This window comes from Leucobacter chromiireducens (genome assembly GCF_051993095.1).
Classification (GTDB): domain Bacteria; phylum Actinomycetota; class Actinomycetes; order Actinomycetales; family Microbacteriaceae; genus Leucobacter; species Leucobacter chromiireducens.
Map to the genome: position 1 here is coordinate 2,107,267 of NZ_CP197024.1, position 16,093 is coordinate 2,123,359.

Annotated in this window: 8 protein-coding genes and 1 tRNA gene; 4 read left to right on the forward strand and 5 right to left on the reverse strand. The window is 67.4% G+C overall.

All coding sequences use genetic code 11. The features are described 5' to 3' along the window. Positions 1-113: 113 nt before the first annotated feature. Positions 114-1,244: a 3-isopropylmalate dehydrogenase gene (locus ACR81A_RS09455; protein ID WP_440311669.1), complete on the forward strand. Its 1,131-nt coding sequence runs from the start codon at positions 114-116 to the stop codon at positions 1,242-1,244. Between the two features lie 48 nt (positions 1,245-1,292). On the opposite strand, the gene ACR81A_RS09460 is transcribed toward ACR81A_RS09455, so the two are convergent. The 3 genes from ACR81A_RS09460 to ACR81A_RS09470 all read right to left on the reverse strand — a co-directional run bounded on the left by ACR81A_RS09460 (position 1,293) and on the right by ACR81A_RS09470 (position 8,945). Continuing rightward, positions 1,293-3,659, reverse strand: coding sequence for a CDP-glycerol glycerophosphotransferase family protein (locus ACR81A_RS09460; protein WP_440311670.1), 2,367 nt, complete (start codon positions 3,657-3,659; stop codon positions 1,293-1,295). Positions 3,660-3,775: 116 nt separating this feature from the next. Continuing rightward, entirely contained in the window at positions 3,776-5,521 is a 1,746-nt protein-coding gene (locus ACR81A_RS09465; protein WP_202381344.1) for a trypsin-like peptidase domain-containing protein, read from the reverse strand. Between the two features lie 79 nt (positions 5,522-5,600). Then, positions 5,601-8,945 carry a hypothetical protein gene (locus ACR81A_RS09470; protein WP_440311671.1) on the reverse strand — a complete coding sequence of 1,115 codons (3,345 nt, stop codon included), beginning with the start codon at positions 8,943-8,945 and terminating at the stop codon, positions 5,601-5,603. Positions 8,946-9,208: 263 nt separating this feature from the next. On the opposite strand from ACR81A_RS09470, the gene ACR81A_RS09475 reads away from it, so the two are divergent. Next, a tRNA-Met gene (locus ACR81A_RS09475) sits at positions 9,209-9,282 on the forward strand. A 357-nt stretch (positions 9,283-9,639) separates the two neighbouring features. Here ACR81A_RS09475 and ACR81A_RS09480 read toward each other — a convergent pair. Together ACR81A_RS09480 and ACR81A_RS09485 are read right to left on the reverse strand one after the other, a co-directional pair. After that, a complete protein-coding gene (locus tag ACR81A_RS09480; RefSeq protein ID WP_440311672.1) occupies positions 9,640-12,720 on the reverse strand; it encodes a UPF0182 family membrane protein in 3,081 nt (1,026 codons plus the stop codon). Positions 12,721-12,887: 167 nt separating this feature from the next. Continuing rightward, positions 12,888-14,012, reverse strand: a complete 1,125-nt coding sequence (locus ACR81A_RS09485) for a YlbL family protein (protein ID WP_237462249.1) — start codon at positions 14,010-14,012, stop codon at positions 12,888-12,890. 125 nt (positions 14,013-14,137) lie between these two features. Here ACR81A_RS09485 and ACR81A_RS09490 point away from each other — a divergent pair, with 125 nt between their 5' ends. Further along, the gene (locus ACR81A_RS09490) at positions 14,138-15,583 is read left to right on the forward strand and encodes a zinc-dependent metalloprotease (protein WP_202381333.1); all 1,446 of its coding nucleotides are present in this window, start codon (positions 14,138-14,140) and stop codon (positions 15,581-15,583) included. Positions 15,584-15,686: 103 nt separating this feature from the next. Continuing rightward, entirely contained in the window at positions 15,687-16,082 is a 396-nt protein-coding gene (locus tag ACR81A_RS09495) for a VOC family protein (RefSeq protein WP_202381332.1), read from the forward strand. Positions 16,083-16,093 lie beyond the last annotated feature (11 nt).

Here is a 16,093-nt window from a genome sequence, read left to right on the forward strand (position 1 = left end):
CTGAGTGGCCTTACCAGTTAATATAGTTCAACATCGTCCGATCGCCAACGCAATGCCGCGCGATCCGCAGCAGGCGCCGACGCCGGCTGCGATCCCGCCCGGAAGGAATCCTCATGACGAATCGCTACTCCCTCGCTGTGCTCCCGGGCGACGGCATCGGCCCCGAGGTGGTCGGCTGCGCGCTCGAGGTGCTCGATGCCGCCGAGGCACGATATAGCTTCACCACCGCGCGCACGGAGATCACCGCAGGCGCTCAGCACTACCTCGCAACGGGCGAACTCTTCGCCGAGGTGGAGGACACCCTGCGGGGCCACGACGCCATTCTGTTTGGCTCGATGGGCGATCCCGCGGTAAAGCCAGGCATCCTCGAGCGCGGCTTCATCCTCGAAATGCGCCAGCGTTTCCAGCAAGCAGCCAATGTGCGCCCCGTGCGCCTCTACCCTGGCGTGCCCACCCCCATTGCGGATCTCACCCCCGAGCGCTGCGAGATGGTGATCGTGCGCGAGAACACCGAGGGTGCGTACGTCGGCCAGGGATCGACCGTGCACGCGGGCACCCCGAACGCGGTCGCCATGCAGGAGTCGCTCAACACTCGTGCGGGTATCGAGCGAGTCGTGGACTTCGCGTTCCGCCTCGCCCTCGGACGACGCAAGAAGCTGACCCTCTGCCACAAGACGAACATCCTCGTTGCGGCGGGCCAGCTGTGGCAGGAGGTCGTCGCCGATCTCGCAACGAAGTACCCCGAGGTGGAGACCGACTACGTGCACGTCGATGCCATGTGCTTCCACCTGCCGCTCTCCCCCGAGCGATTCGACGTGATTGTCACTGACAACCTGTTCGGCGACATCATCACTGACCTCGGCGCGGTCATCCAGGGCGGCCTCGGCGTTGCGACAAGCGCAAACCTCAACCTGGATGGCACGGCGCCCAGCATGTTTGAAGCCATTCACGGCTCCGCGCCCGACATTGCGGGCAAGGGCTGGGCCAACCCCTCGGGCGCGATCCTGTCGCTTGCGCTGCTGCTCGGCCACTTGGGTGAGGGCCCCGCTGCGCGCGCAATCGAAGCCGCCACGGTGCAGGTGCTCGGCGAGCTCCCCGCACTCGCGGGTGCGGAGATGGGCCTGAGCACCACTGAGGTGGGCGCTCGCATCGCGGCAATTGTGCGCGAGGGCGCAGCGAACGAGGCGCTCGTGCCAGAGTCACTGCTCGGCCAGCTCGCCGAGCTCACCCCGTCGCGCGTATAACCGAGTCGCGCGTATAGGCGCGCCACACGGGCGAGGCCGGCGCGAGCGCTACTGGGCCGCCAGCGCTCCACGCTCGCGGAGCGCGGCAACCACCCGCTCTGCGGCGCGACCGTCGTCGTGGGGGGCGAAGCGCTCGCGCCAGGCTTCCGCTCGCTCGGGCTTGAGCCAGCTCGCGTGTGCGCCCTGTTCGGCCCACTCGGCGGCGCACGCCACGACCTCAGACCGCTCACTGAGAAGTGGACCGGGAGCCTCTCGCTCGAAATCGAAGGTGAAACCGCGCTCGCGGTCGCGATACGCCGCGAGGTCCGGCACGAAAAAGAGCATCGGCACCCACGCCACCGCCGCGTCGAACATGATCGATGAGTAGTCCGTGACGAGCAAATCTGCGGCAAGAATCACGTCGTTCACATCGGGGTGAGCCGATGCGTCGATGACCCGTGCGGCCGCACCTCCGTAGCCCCCAAAGCCATGCGTGCGGGTGTGCCCGCGTGCAACGATCACCCAGTCCTCCCCCAACTCCGCAGCGAGCAGCTGCACGTTGAGGTCGTCCACGACGGTGACTCCGCCATCACGCCACGTCGGGGTGTACGCGAGCACGCGTGCGCCGCTTGGTACATCAAGCGCAGCCCGCGCAGAGCGCACCGCAATCGGGTTCCGCTCTGCACCGATCGTGGCATTTGCGAGCCGATCGGCGCGCGGATATCCGAGCTCCAGGATTTCACCGCGGAACGCGTAACTTGAGCGGAACTGCGCCGTCGAGTGAGGATTCTGCGAGAGCATGAGGCTCCATCGGCGGCTCTCGCGTCGGATCGCGAGACGCGTGCGCAGTCCAACATTCGGGCGCCCGAGCGCGAGATGCTTCAGCATGGTGCCGTGCCAGGTCTGCAGGACGGTTTGCCCGCGGCGACGGCGGAAGCGGTACCGCAGCCAGTCATTGATGACGAGCAGCTGCGCCCCGCGCCGCGCCGCATGCCACTCGGCGCCGCCGACGAGCACCGGGATCGCGCCACTCGGCACGACCTGCCGCTCGCTCGTCACGCTCCAGTAGCGCGTCAGCCCGGGGAAGGTTCGTGCGATCTCGGCGTCGAGCGCCAGCGGGTTGCAGCTCACCTGCCGCCCATAGAAGCTCTCAAAGAAGACGCCTCCGGGAGGCACAATCTGTGCGGCGGGAAGTCGCAATTGAGTGATCGCCGCAAGCACGCGGTCGGCGGCGTTCCCCTCCGGATACGCGTGGAAGCGAGCGGCGAGCGCGCGGGTCTCTGCCTCCGCGGCGCGATGCGCGGGCGACCCCGGGCGCAATTCTGCGATTCGTGCGAGCGCCGCCGTCCAGTCCTGCGCAACACGACCGCCGCTCGTCACTTCAAGCGGCTCATAGAGCCCGCGAGCTGAGCCGTAGGCCTGGAGATCTGGAGCGAACCAAACGATCGGGCGCCCCAGCAGGGAGAAGTCGAGCGCAATCGACGAGTAGTCGGTGATGACGGTGTCGAAGCCACCCAACAGCGGTGTGACATCTCGGACGATCTCGGAGCCGAGCAGATGGATGCGCGGCCCGCGCAGATGCGCGTAGTCACCATGGCCCAACGGGTGCGAACGCACGACGAGGTGGGCGTCAAGCTGCTCGAGCGTCTCAGCGATCTGGCCCGCCTCGGCTGCTGTCGGGACGGCAGGGTCCACCGCGCCGTCACGCCAGGTCGGCGCGTACAGCAGGATCGACGACGCGGCCGCAAGCCCGGGCGCTCCCCCGAGCAGGGCGACGACGCGAGCTCGAGCCTCTGCCGCGAGCCCGGGATCCGCGGTCTGCGCCGCGAGTGCGTCGTCGCGCGGATCTCCGAGCACCCGCACCTTGCCCGGTGCGACGCGGAAGGCAGAACGCAGTCGGTCGGCCGCAAGCGGGGAGCCAGCAACGAACAGATCCACTTCCCGCGAGCCGGCGAGGTACATGCGCCGCAGCAGCGCGCGTACCGGGGCGGGCCCGCGCACGGTGGTCGTGACCGGTGAATCGAGATGCAGTCGCTTGAGGGGTGCGCCGTGCCAGAGCTGAATGATGCGACCACGCATGACACCGAAGCGATTCGCGTCACCAAGCCCGTGCGTGACGACGATCTGACCAGCACGGAGTGTGGCCCAGTACCCCGCCCAACCGCGGCGAGGCACGGATGAGAAGCCTTCGGCGCGTGCGGCCTCGGCCTCTGATTCGGAGCCGGTCAACCAGACAATCTCCGCCGCCGAATCCTGGATTCGCAAGGCGCGAGCAACCGCGAGCGCCCCCTCGCCAACACCGGCCCCGCTTCCGAACACCCACCGAGAATCAGCGCGGGGAACGAACCACGCGAGCAGCGCGGACAGCAGGTACTTGGGCAGCGCAAGTAGCTTGGCAAGATTGCCCTGCGCGAAGGTAAAACCGGGGGTACTCATCGTCCCCCACTGTAGAGGATTTCGCTGTGCGGGCCGCAGTGAACGCACTGCGGGCGCACTCCCCCGAAAGGGAATGCGCCCGCTGTGCGTGCCGCGTCACGCAGCTCGCTCGGTGTCTACCACTCCAACTTGCCGAGCGTGGCCTCTGTCTGACCGGCCTTGCCCCCGCGGAGGTAATCGATCTTCACGGTGCTCCCGCCCTCGTGCATGCGGATGAGCGCCGATACCGAGGTACCGCTCACTGCAGGCACGCCGTCCACCGCAGTGACTACGTCACCCGCCTTGAGTCCAGCCTTGGCAGCGGCCCCGTCGCGAGTCACATCAACGAGCAACCCACCTGCGTGCCCCGCATCCTCGTCAGTGTCCTGCGTGGAGTCTGCAACCGAGGCTCCCAGCAGGCCGTGCGAGGGCTGTTCACCGGCGATGATCGCATCGGCAACACGCGTCGCCAGGTTCGCGGGGATCGCGAAGCCCAGTCCGTCGCTGCCCGCCGCGCCGTTCGAGGCGGCCGCCGAAGCGATCGCGACGTTGATGCCAATCAGTTCGCCCTTGCCGTTGAGCAGCGCGCCGCCCGAGTTGCCCGGGTTGATCGACGCATCTGTCTGAATGACCGGCAGGGTCACGGCGCCACCGCCGGACTGCTGTTGCTGCTGCTGCTCTTCCTGCTGCTGGCCGTTGTCGGGCAGTCCGAACCGGAAGTCCCAGGGGAAGCCTGGGCTCTGCTGCTCGTCGTCCTGCTGCGGCGTCGGATCCTGTGGAATCAGCGGGCTGCCGACCGAAATGCCTCGGTTCAGCGCACTGACGACACCACTCGTCACAGTGTTCGCGAGGTTCAGCGGCGCGCCAATAGCTACCGTCAGATCGCCGACATCAAGCTTGTCCGAGTCCGCGACCTTGATTGCGGGCAACCCGGTCGCGTCGACCTTCACTACAGCGAGGTCGGCGTAGGGGTCGACACCCACGACCGAGCCGCTGAGAATCCGGCCGTCGCTGAACTTGACCCGCACGTTTGCGTCCTGCATCGCGGCCCCGTCGAGGGTGACCACGTGGGCGTTCGTGATGATGTACCCATCTTCGCTGTAGATCACGCCCGAGCCGGAGCCGCTCGCGTTCCCACCCGATACCTCGAGCGTGACGACGCTCGGCGTTGCGACCGCGGCGACACCGGAGATCGCAGTCGCGTTCTCCGCATTGTTGAGAGTGATCGTGCCGCCCTGTGCTTGGTTCTGCGGTGCATTGTTGGAGGAGACGAGCGCCGCGACGCCGCCGCCCACGAGGCCACCGAGGAGGGCGCCGATCGCGAGGCCAGCGAGCAGCGAGCCCGTGCGCGACTTCGGGTGGGCCGAGCCGCCCGCGGGCACTGCCGCAGCACCGAATGCCTCACCGGGCGTGCCGGTGCCCCCCGCGCCGCCCGAAGCGCCCTGCTGCGCGGGGGCCGGGATACCGAGCCCCGACGGCACCCCGTGCTCCGGCAGCTGAACGGTCGGCTGCGTGGCGTGCTGCTGGTGTGCAGCGTGCTGCTGAGCGCCGGCCGGCTGCTGCACCGCGTGCTGCTGCGCGACGGGCTGCTGCGGAACAGCGTGCTGCTGGTGCTGCGGCTGCTGAACGTCAGCGGTTGCGTGCGGCGCGTACTGCGGTGCCGGGGCGCTCACGGGCTGCGGAGCCGGCGTCTGAACAGCCGGTGCCTGCGCCTGCTGGGGCTGCGCCCCCGGGGCCTCGGGCACGGCGCTCGGCGCAGTGCCCTCAGTCGCTCCCTGCGTCGGCGCGTGCGGCGGGGTCAGGCCGTCACCGGGCGCGGCGGGCGTCGTGGGGGTCACCGCGTCCTCGCGGTCTGTGCCCTGGCTCTCGGGGGTGGTAGTCATGTGAGCTCCCTTCGTGTGTCTCTAGCTTGGCCCCGAAAGCTATGAATTCGATTAGGACGAACTGCATGTGACCTGCAGATTAGCGTCGTTCGATACCGAGTTCCGTGTTTCGTGCCCGGTGCGAGCGAGCGATTCGCAGGACCGCTGCGGCGAGCGCAGCAGAGAGCAGCAGTCCGGCGACGGCGAGCAGGGGAAGCGTGTCTCCCCCGGTACGGCTGAGTGGCTCGGGCGTCGGTGGGTGTTCGGCTTCCGCGGCCTGCACGGTAAAGAACTCGCCTGGGGCGCCGCACGTCCCCTGGTGGACGACAGTTTCCTGACCACCCTCCGTCATCACGAGCGTCTCGACGAACCCACCGACTCCGGTGCGATCGGCACGCGCGGGAACGCGGCGTGACTCGTAGGTGCCTGGTCCGGTGACGATCACCCCGTCTGGGTCTGAGTACTCCGGGATTTCGCGCTCGGGTGTGCAATTCAGGCTGCCGTCGGGCTCTGCTGCGTACGCGGTGAATCGCACACGGAACTCGATCCCGTCGCGTTCTGCAAGGCGCCCCTCCACAATCGCGGTGTCGTACACCTCCTCTCCGATCGCCACGGCGCCCATCGCTTCGGTGCGCACGCTCGGCCGCAGGATCGTGGTGGTCTCGTCCGGGTCGCCGCACACGCCGCGGGCGAGCTCCGTGCCGGTCCCAGCTGGTGCGCTGTCCGCACGTTGCGTCAGCACGGCGACCCACCAAACGGTATCTCCGTACTCGGGCAGCGCGGTGAGCTGCGGTGCACGCACGCTCCCGGGCTGCGCTATGAGGGTCGCGGGGGTCGTGAACACTCGGTTTTCAGCGGTGCAGGTGGCTTCCGCGGTTCCCGTCTGCGCCGAGCTGCCACGGTAGCCCTCGAACACCACTTCGTGCACAAGGCCGGGCCTCGTGGAGAGTTCACCAGACACTTCGGCAACGTCGCTGAGCTGTTCACCGATTGCCGCAATGCTCGATGCGTGCGTGGTGAGCGCTGGCGGCAGGACCTGCGTGCTCTCGGTGAGGTCGCCGCAGACGCCACGCTCCACAGGGATACGTTCGCCGCTCTCGTTCAGCCACAGCGTCGCGACCCACCAGATCGTCCCTGCCCAGTCGGGTTGCACCTCGACCGGACGCGACACATACGTCCCCGCACCGTCTACTGGGGTCGGGCCGGTCTCAAAGAGCAGGTTCTCGGGTCCGCAACTGGGCGCCTCGGTGCTCACTCCTTCCGCTGACTGCGGCTTCGTCGCGGCTTCGGCGGCGGTGCCCCGATAGCCGGCAAAGGTCACCTCCCATCTTGTGTCAGCTCCAACGCCCGCGCCTTCGCTGATTTCCGCCGTGTCGCTGATCCGGTCTCCCACCGCAACGCGCTCGGGGGCGTGCGTGGTCAGGGTCGGGCGGTCGATCGTGGTGGTCTCGTTGGGCAGCCCGCACGCACCCGCATGAATCAGCTGCGATCGATCGAGGCTGTCGAGAAACAGTGATTCCACCCACCAGATACGCTGCCCGTGCGCCCACCTGACCGGAAATGCGGGCGACTGCACCTCCCCGGCCGCTGTGACGGGCACGCGCGGGGAACGGAAGATGCGCTGCTCAGGCATGCATTGTGGGGTCCCGTCTGGGCCATACGCCTCACGGTAGGCATCGAAGAGCAGACTGTAGCGGGCACCGGCCGCGAGCTTTCCACTCACGACTGCGGTGTCACTGATGGCTTCGCCCACTCGCGCCCGCTCCTGCGCTTTCGTGACGACACCCGGGCGCGAGATCTGCGTGGTCTCGTTCGCTACCCCGCAGGTGCCGGTGTGCACTGGTTTTCCTGCAACCGTGACTCGCTCCACCCAGTGCACCGTACCCGAGGACTTCACGGGGATATCCCGGCTACGGAAGACGCCGAGACCGGTGATCGGGATTCCAGCCTGGCGCGCGACCGGCTGCGCCACGCACCGTTCCTTCGGCGACATCGCCGCAATCTCTTCCGCCGTCCAGAGCACTGGGGCGGGTGATCGCGGCGGCAGCATCGTTCCCGTTACTCCTGCGGCGTCCCCGTTCACTGTCGTACCGGGTGCCACCTCGTCCTCGTTCACCGTCGCACCGGGTGCCTCGCCGTCTCCGTCCCACAACGCATCATCACTCCGACCGTCGTCCGGTCCCGGATCTTGGTCATCCTGCGGGGTTCGTTCCACCTGTTCAGGCACCGCTGAGAGCCGAGGCCTATCGGTCAAGCGTTCCGGCGGGGTATCGGGAGCGCCCTCGCTTCCCCCACTGAGGTTCCCCGCTTTGCCTCCGTCTGCGTCCTCGTCGGGCCGAGATTGAGGTGTCGTCTCGGTCTCGCGAATCACTTCCCAGTTCGTGTCATACTTCGGCTCCCCCGCCTCCGGAAAGAGATAAGCCGTGAACTCGCCTTCCGCGCCGGGCCACATCTCTGCGCGAGTTCCGGGCACGGCCGAAACATGCAGCTCATCGCGCATCACGCCACCAATCTCTGCCGCCGGTTGCGCGAGCGAGCTGACTCGGGGCGGTGCGGGCGGTGGCGGTGGCGTCGCCGATACCGCGGCAAGCCGACCGCTGAGCTGCGGAACGGCTGAGGCGCCGACGGCAACCGCGATCCGCTGCGCGCTCGCCCCCGCCGCCGTGCGCGTATCGTGCACCGTGAGCCGCGACTCCCAGCCGCGCATGCCGTTCTTGGCCCACCGCCCAGCGACCTCGACTCGCTCAGCCCCCGTACTCACGGCGATAACCTGAGTTCCGGCGCCACCACTCACCGCCAATCGCGCGTCTCCTGTGCGTTCAAACCGCCCGCCGGTCACAGAGAGTTCGGTCGTGCCTGCGGGGTAGCTCACTCGCATCTGGCGACTCTTGGCGTCCGGCACCTGCGTCAACGAGAGTTTGCCGGTCACCGGCGTAGCAGGCACGGGCCGAACTGCCCGTGTCTTTGCTTCCTGGTACAGCGCATCCGAGAACGCGATCAGCCGCCGCCCCTCCGCAGAACGATTGAGAATCGCAATTCGGGAGTTGAGATAGGGATTGCCCGCGCGAAAGTTCTCACGCATGCGCCACACCGTGATCTGCACGGCGGCCGCCTGCCAGGGATCTCGTGTCTGGCCGCGCGTATCAATGAGATAGTTCAGCTGACGCATTCCGTGCGGATCACTCCAGGCATGCAGCTGCCCCGTACGCCCCGGAAGCGACCCCGTCTGAGTGCCCGCGAGGAGGTTGCCGGTCGGCTCACCAAACTGAATCTCGATACAGTACGCGCGCTTCCCGTTCGGCATCACATAGTTCGAAATGACGAGGCCCCCCGGAAAGGTCATGGTTTCGCCGCGAGGCAGGGCGCGTGCCGGGGCATCCGCCGTTGCGACGAGGCCACCGCCCAACAGCACACCGAGGAGCACCAGGTGCGCTGCTCGGGTCACGATGCCGGGCCTCCTCGAGTTTTGGGGTGGGCCGTCACGAGCGGGACGCCCAGCCCGCCACCCCCATGTGCCAGGAATTCCCCGGTTTCGCCGCAGTCTCATCGCGCTCCCTTCGTCAGCGCCCGTATGGGCGTTCGGCGCATGTTCATGCGCCGTTCAGCGATCTTCGGGCACTTCGCGACTCGGTGCGACACGCCGTCCACAAGCGAAAACGGGCCTCGATTCGTGCTCGTGGAGGGGCCGTGCTAAAGTAATACATGTGCCGCGGGGTGGAGCAGTTCGGTAGCTCGCCGGGCTCATAACCCGGAGGTCGTAGGTTCAAATCCTGCCCCCGCAACCGTGAGGAAGGCCCTGATCAGGAGAAATCCAGATCAGGGCCTTCCGCCTTTTCTCGGCAGTTTTCTGTGGCACGACGCGCGCCGCTTGCTGCGCTGCAGCCCCTGGCCGCCTGGCAGCCCGTTTCGCCGAAGCCCCTCCGCCCGCACGGGACGACGAAATCTTCGCCGCCGTCCTCGCTCTGTGAGCGACGCTCACCGGCCACACGGCATTCATCCGCGATCTTGCACTCCCCGGCAGGCCTGCGCACGCAGGGACACTCACGCACACACCCCGGAGACACGCAAAGGGCCCGACCTCAAGCATTGCTCGAAGCCGGGCCCTCTCGCGCGCGCACTGCGCGGCGCATCCGACGGGACTAGCCCTTCAGCGCGTCCTCGATCGCCTGACGCAGCTTGTCGTCGGCCTTGCCGTAGGCGGCCCAGTCGCCGTCCTTCATCGCCTTGTCGCGCTCCTGCAGTGCCTCCTGCATCGCACGCAGCGCGGGATCGTCGTTCGCGCCGGCCGACCCCGATGAGCCGCTCTCGCCGCCAGTCTCGCCACCTTCGTCGCCCTCGCCAGGCGTTGCGCCCGGATCGACCTCCGTGCCGCCGTCGCCGGCGTTCGCGCCGGAGTTTCCGCCGAAGAGTTCATCAAGCGCCGCATCGAGGGTGTCCTCGAAGGCGATGTCATCACCGAAGGAAACCAGCACCTTCTGCAGGATCGGGAAGCTCGTGCCCGACGATGCCTTCACGTACACCGGCTGCACGTAGAGCAGACCGCCACCGACTGGGAGGGTCAGCAGGTTGCCGCTGATGACCTTACTCTCGCCCTGGCGCAGGATGTTGAGCAGGTTCGAGACCTTCGAGTCGGTGGTGAAGCTGTTCTGCACCTGACCCGGGCCGGGGATCGAGTTGCTCTTCGGCAGCGTCAGCAGCTTGAGCGTGCCATAGTCGTCCGAGACCTTCCCGTCCGTGGAACCCGCATTCGAGTTCGCAGCCAGGTAGCCGGTGAGAATGTCTCGCTGGCCCTCTCCGCGCGCATCCGGAATGTACGTCGAGTAGATCGAGTAGTTCGGATCCTCGTTCGCCCCAGCCGCCATCGTCAGGTAGTAGGGCGGCTGCGCGAGCTTCTCCGCGTTCGCGGTGTTGCCCGACACGGGGTCGTTCGGCGTACGCCAGCGATCCTCAGCCGAGTAGAAGGCATCGGGGTCGGTGACGTGGTACTCGCCCAGCACGGCGCGCTGCACCTTGAACATGTCGGTCGGGTAGCGCACGTGGCTCAGCAGGCCACCGCTCATCTCGGAGACGTCTTTCAGCGTGCCCGGGAAGATCTTCCCCCACGACTTCAGGAGCGGATCCTCCGAGTCCCATGCGTAGAGCGACACCGTGCCGTCGTACGCATCAACCGTGGCCTTCACCGAGTTGCGGATGTAGTTGACCGGCTTCGGCATGGGGTCGCGGGTCTTGTCGACGGAGTCAACCATCAGCGCGTTCATGTCGGTGACCTCGGAGTACGGGTAGTCAGCCGAAGTCGTGTAGCCGTCAATGATCCAGACGATACGCCCGTCAACCACAGATGCGTACGGCGACCCGTCGATCGTGAGGTACGGCGCCACCTTCTGCACCCGATCGACCGGGTTGCGGTCGTAGAGAATCTGCGAGCCATCAACCACGGCGCCCGAGAGCAGCACCTCCATGTCCTGGAACTTCAGGGCATAAATGAGCTTCGTGAAGATGTTGTTGAGCTCGGGGCCACCGTTGCCCGAGAACGTCGTCATGTTCTGACGTCCGCCCTCTGCGGACGCCTCAACCTTGTCGCCCTCCGACTGCTCCTCGGCGATCTTCTCGTCGCTCGGGGCGGTGGCAGCGCTGTCGTCCGCTGCGGGCGCGTCGGCGCTTGCCTCGGCGGCGGCGCTGTCTCCAGCGTTCTCCTCGGCAGGAGCGGCGTCGTCTGCGGTTGCTTCGGCGACGCTCTCGGCATCAGCCGGGAAGTCGAGCTCGATCGGCTTCTTCCGCTCGCCGCCCACAATTGAGTAGGTGGGTGACTCGAGGCCGAAGTACACGCGGGGCTCAAACTTGCCGAGCTTCCCGCTCGTGGGAATGCCGTTCTCAAGGAACACGGGCTCGCCGCCCGACGAGCGCTGGTTACCGTACGCCGCAACCATGCCGTAGCCGTGCGTGTAGACGAGGGTGCGGTTATACCACCCCTTCTGATCCTCAATATTGATATCGCGCACCGCCGAAACGGTGTCCTCGATCTGCCCGTCGATCTCGTAGCGGTCCACGCTCAGCGAGGTGGGGAACTGGTAGTACTGACGGATCTGCTCGAGCTGAGCGAACGTGGGCGACACCACCTCAGGATCGATGATGCGGATGTTCGCGGTCGCCGCGGCGTCATCGCGCAGCGCTCCCGGCTCGGCATCGGTCACCGCGTCGTACCGCTCGACTTCAACGTCGTCGAGCCCGTACGCGGTGCGTGTCGCATCGATATTGCGTTGGATGTACTCCGACTCCAGGCTCTTCTCATCCGGGCGCACCTGGAACTGCTGCACGCCCCAGGGGTAGCCGATGCCGAGCACAATGCTCGACACGAGGAAGAGCACCGTGCCGACGACCGGGAGGCGCCACTTGCCCGTGAACGCGGTCACGAGGAACAGGATCGCCACGATGATCGCGATGCCCGCGAGAATCTGCTTGCCCGGGATGACGGCGTGCACGTCCTGGAACATCGCACCCGTGCGGATTCCACCGGAGGTGGTGAGCGAGCGGTACTGGTCGAGCCAGAGGCTTACAGCCTGCAGCAGGAGGTAGATCGTTGCGAGCACTGCCGCCTGGATGCGGGTCGACTTCGACACGCGCACGTCGCGTCCGGAGAACGCGATGCCGCCGTAGAGGTAGCTCGTCGCGACGCCAGCGATGAGCGCGATGAGCGTCACGGCGGAGGCGAAGCCCACGATGCCCTGCAGCATCGGCAGGCTGAACAGGTAGAAGGAGATATCGAAGCCGAACTGCGGATCTTTCTCCCCCGTCGGCTCGGCATTCAGCCAGAGCAGCGCGGTCTGCCACTGCGTTGCCGTGCTGACGCCGGCGAACAGGCCGAGCACCGCGGGCAGCCCCCACTTCACGAGGCGGCGGAGCGGCTCAAACAGCTCCTGGTAGCGGTCGAGCTGAGCGGTAAGCCGCGCGTACACGGGCCGCTTTCGATACGCGATGTCGATCGCGAAGAAGATGGGAACCGCCATGCCAAGGAAGCCAATGACGAACATCACCGCCGCCGCAATCCACTGGGTGGTGAGTACCGGCAGGTAGCCGGTTTGCTTGTACCACAGCACCTCGCCCATCACCGCGGCGACCGCGAGGAAGCCGAGAATCAGGATCACCACGAGGATGATGGTGGCGGCAAGCGGCGAGAGTCGGCGCTGGGGAGCGGCTGGCGCTCCCATCGTCTGGTCGGTCACGTCTCTGAGTACTTTCCTGTCCGAAGGGCACCTGGCGGCGCTGAGCGGGTTCCGCCCACCACCCTATCCCCCGGCGCTGACAATCCTCCGGGATCCGAGTCAGCTTTGCCGCGCTTCGTGACTCGATCGCAATCCGGGACTCGATCGGGATCCGGGCACTCGGCTCGCTACTGCACCGCCCCGCAGCGCTCGGTGCCAGCCACGGGCTTCCCGGCACCGCTGTCGGCGATCGCGTCGAGTGCCTCATCCAGCGTCGCCACGGGAGCGATCTGCAGCCCGTCAGGGACGCGCTTCGGCAGGTCAGCGCAGTTGCCCATGGGCATGAGGAACAGGTCGCTCCCCGCGCGCTCGGCCGCCCACATCTTCTGCTCCAGGCCACCGATCGGGCCGACCTCGCCGTGATCGTTCACGGTGCCGGTGCCGCTCACCGCGCGCCCGTCAAGCATGTCCCCTGGCGTGAGCTGGTCCACGATCCCGAGCGCGAAGATCATGCCGGCGCTCGGCCCGCCGATCTCCGAGAGGCTGATGTCCACCTCGTGCGGCAGGTCGTACACCGAGGAGATGATCGCGCCAATGAGAGGGTCCGTTCCTCCCTCCGGCACGGCGGGTGTGAGCACGACGGATTGCTCAGCACCGTCCCGGCGCACGTCGAGCGTCAGCTCGGATCCCGCGCCGGCTGCAATGATGGCGTCGCGCAGCCCGGCGAAGTCGGCAACTGGGCTGCCGCCCGCGCGCAGAATCACATCACCGTCCTGCAGCACACCGACCGCGGGCCCATCCTCGGACACTGCCGCGACCGTCAGTTCCACCGGCACGTCCTCACCGAGCGCGCGATACGCGGCAGCGGCGGCCTGCGCCTGCGACGACTGCATCTGCACGGTGCCCTGCGCCTCGCGATCCTCAAGCGTGGTGCCCTCGGGGAAGAAATCGCTTCGTGGCGCGATGCGCTGCGACGGGTCGACGAGTGCCGGCACGAGCGCCAGCCAGCTCGCGGGATGCTCTGGGCTGCCCACGAGGGACACCGTGAGGAGGTTGAGCTCTCCCGTCGTCGGGTAGGTCTTCGCCCCCGGAATGGAAATCACGGGGCGCGACTCGCCATCGATCCGCGCCTCGCCGAGCGTGTTCACCACGGGGCCGGGCCGTTCCACCGTGAAGGGCGAAGGGATCACCGCGGCCAGCAGCACGATGCACGCGGCCAGCGCAATGCTCAACGCCCAGCGCGAGCGACGCTGTTGCCGGTGCAGTTCGTCAGTTTCCACGACCGTGCCGTACTCGCCCAACGTGCTCCTCAAGTTCCAGATCACCGCGCCTGTTCGCACTCGGCGCAAAGGAAAACGCCGAGCGCGGGTCAATCTAGCAGGAAGAACTGACCGCTGTGCCGTAGCGTGGAAACACGACGAACAGCGAGGGAGCGGCGATGAGCGCGAACGACCACGACGGCTCCGATCGAGAGGGCCGGAACGACTTCGAGGACCTCCAGCGGATCCTTGGCGAAATGCTGTCCGGGCAGGGCGGCGATGGCGCGGCGCTTGATCCCGAGCAGTTTGCGAAAGCAGCGGGGATCCCGATCGATCCGCAGATGCTGCAGGGACTGTTTTCGACGCTGCAGGGCGCGATGCACAACCCTTCCGCCGAGATCGACTGGTCGGCGACCCGCCGCACAGCCATCGAGGTGGCGAGCGACGGTGCGGCTGCCGCCGATCCCGCGCCTGCGATGCGAGCGTTCCCGGTTGCGACGCTGTGGCTTGATGAAGTGACCGACATCGGTGCGACTCCGGACGCACCGCGCACGCTCGGTCGCATCGAGTGGGTGCAGCAGACCGTGGACACCTGGGTGGGCCTTGCGCAGCCGGTCGCCGAGTCCATCACCGGCGCGCTCATGGGGGCGCTCGAAACGCAGATGCCCGAGGAGCTCGGTGATGCACTCAAGGGCGCAGCGCCGATGCTGCGCAGCGTGGGCGGCGCGCTCTTTGCCGTGCAGCTCGGCACCATCATCGGCAAGCTCTCCGGCGAGGTCGTCTCGGCCGGAGATGTTGGGATCCCGCTGCTCTCCGGCCCCGGCCGCGAGGGTGGTGCGTTGCTCCCCGGCGGCGTTGCCGCGTTCGCAGAGGGACTCGATCAGGATCCCGAGGCGGTGACTCTCTACCTCGCCGTCCGGGAACTTGCGCACGCGCGACTGTTCCGCCACGCGAAGTGGCTGCGGCTGCACCTCCTCACCGCGATCACCGACTACTCGCGCGGCATCCGCATTGACACGGACCACATCCAGGATCTCGCGCACGAGATCGATCCGGAGCATCCCGAGCAGATCCAGCAGCTCATCACGAATGGTGCGCTGATTCCGCCGAAGACCGAGGAGCAGGAGGCCGCTCACGCGCGCCTCGAGACGATGCTCGCGCTCGTCGAGGGCTGGGTCGATGTGGTGACGGCGGACGCGGCGAAGCGGATCCCTGGCGCGGAGGCGATCGCCGAAATGGTGCGGCGCCGCCGCGCCACCGGCGGCCCCGCCGAGCACGCATTCGCAGCGCTGGCGGGCCTTGAGCTCCGCCCGCGTCGGCTCCGCGAGGCCGCGGCGCTGTGGCGTTTGGTGGGCGAGCGCAGCGATGTCGCCACCCGCGACGGGCTGTGGGCACACCCCGATCTGCTCCCCACTTCGGAGGAGCTCGACCACCCGGCGCAGTTGCTTGAGCGACTGGGGCTGAGTGGCGCGACGCCCGAGGCACCCGTTGACGAGTTCGATGCGGCGCTTGCGCAGCTGCTCGACGGCGAGCTCCCCCCGCACGCGGGTGGCGAGGATGGGCGCGACGAGGGGCAGCCGAACAGCGACGGCCCTGAGCCCACGACGCCTCCGACGGCGTCCTAGCCCCGGGCGGCGTCCGAGCCTCCGGCACTCAGTGAGCCCCCGCGCAGCGAGCGCGGGGGCTCACTCAGTTTTGCGGTCGTGTGGCGCCTGCCAGACTGTACGTATGCCCGGGTTTCATCATGTAGAGGTGTGGGTCGCCGACATTGCTCCGGCCCGCGAGGAGTGGGGCTGGCTGCTCCGCGAGCTGGGATTTGTTCAGGAGAGCGTGTGGGATGAGGGCGAGTCGTGGTCAGCTGGAGGGCCCTACCTCACGCTGACGGTCTCTCCGAAGCTGTCGGGAAGGACGCACGATCGTCGAACGCCTGGAGTCAACCACATCGCGTTCGGTGCTGGTGCTCCATCCGAAGTCGACAGAATCATGGCCGGTGCCAGCAGCCACGGCTGGAGTGCGCTGTATGAGGACCGATATCCACATGCTGGCGGGCCGCAGCACTATGCGGGCTGGATAGAAAACTCGGCCGGTTTCAAGGTCGAGATCGTTGCGGACGAAATAGCGTAGCTCCTCCTGAG

What these genes read in the sequence shown, in the direction of transcription:
- ACR81A_RS09455 (WP_440311669.1), top strand. Translation starts at nt 114, where the DNA reads ATGACGAATCGCTACTCCCTCGCTGTGCTCCCGGGCGACGGCATCGGC.
- ACR81A_RS09460 (WP_440311670.1), bottom strand. Translation starts at nt 3,659, where the DNA reads ATGAGTACCCCCGGTTTTACCTTCGCGCAGGGCAATCTTGCCAAGCTA.
- ACR81A_RS09465 (WP_202381344.1), bottom strand. Translation starts at nt 5,521, where the DNA reads ATGACTACCACCCCCGAGAGCCAGGGCACAGACCGCGAGGACGCGGTG.
- ACR81A_RS09490 (WP_202381333.1), top strand. Translation starts at nt 14,138, where the DNA reads ATGAGCGCGAACGACCACGACGGCTCCGATCGAGAGGGCCGGAACGAC.
- ACR81A_RS09495 (WP_202381332.1), top strand. Translation starts at nt 15,687, where the DNA reads ATGCCCGGGTTTCATCATGTAGAGGTGTGGGTCGCCGACATTGCTCCG.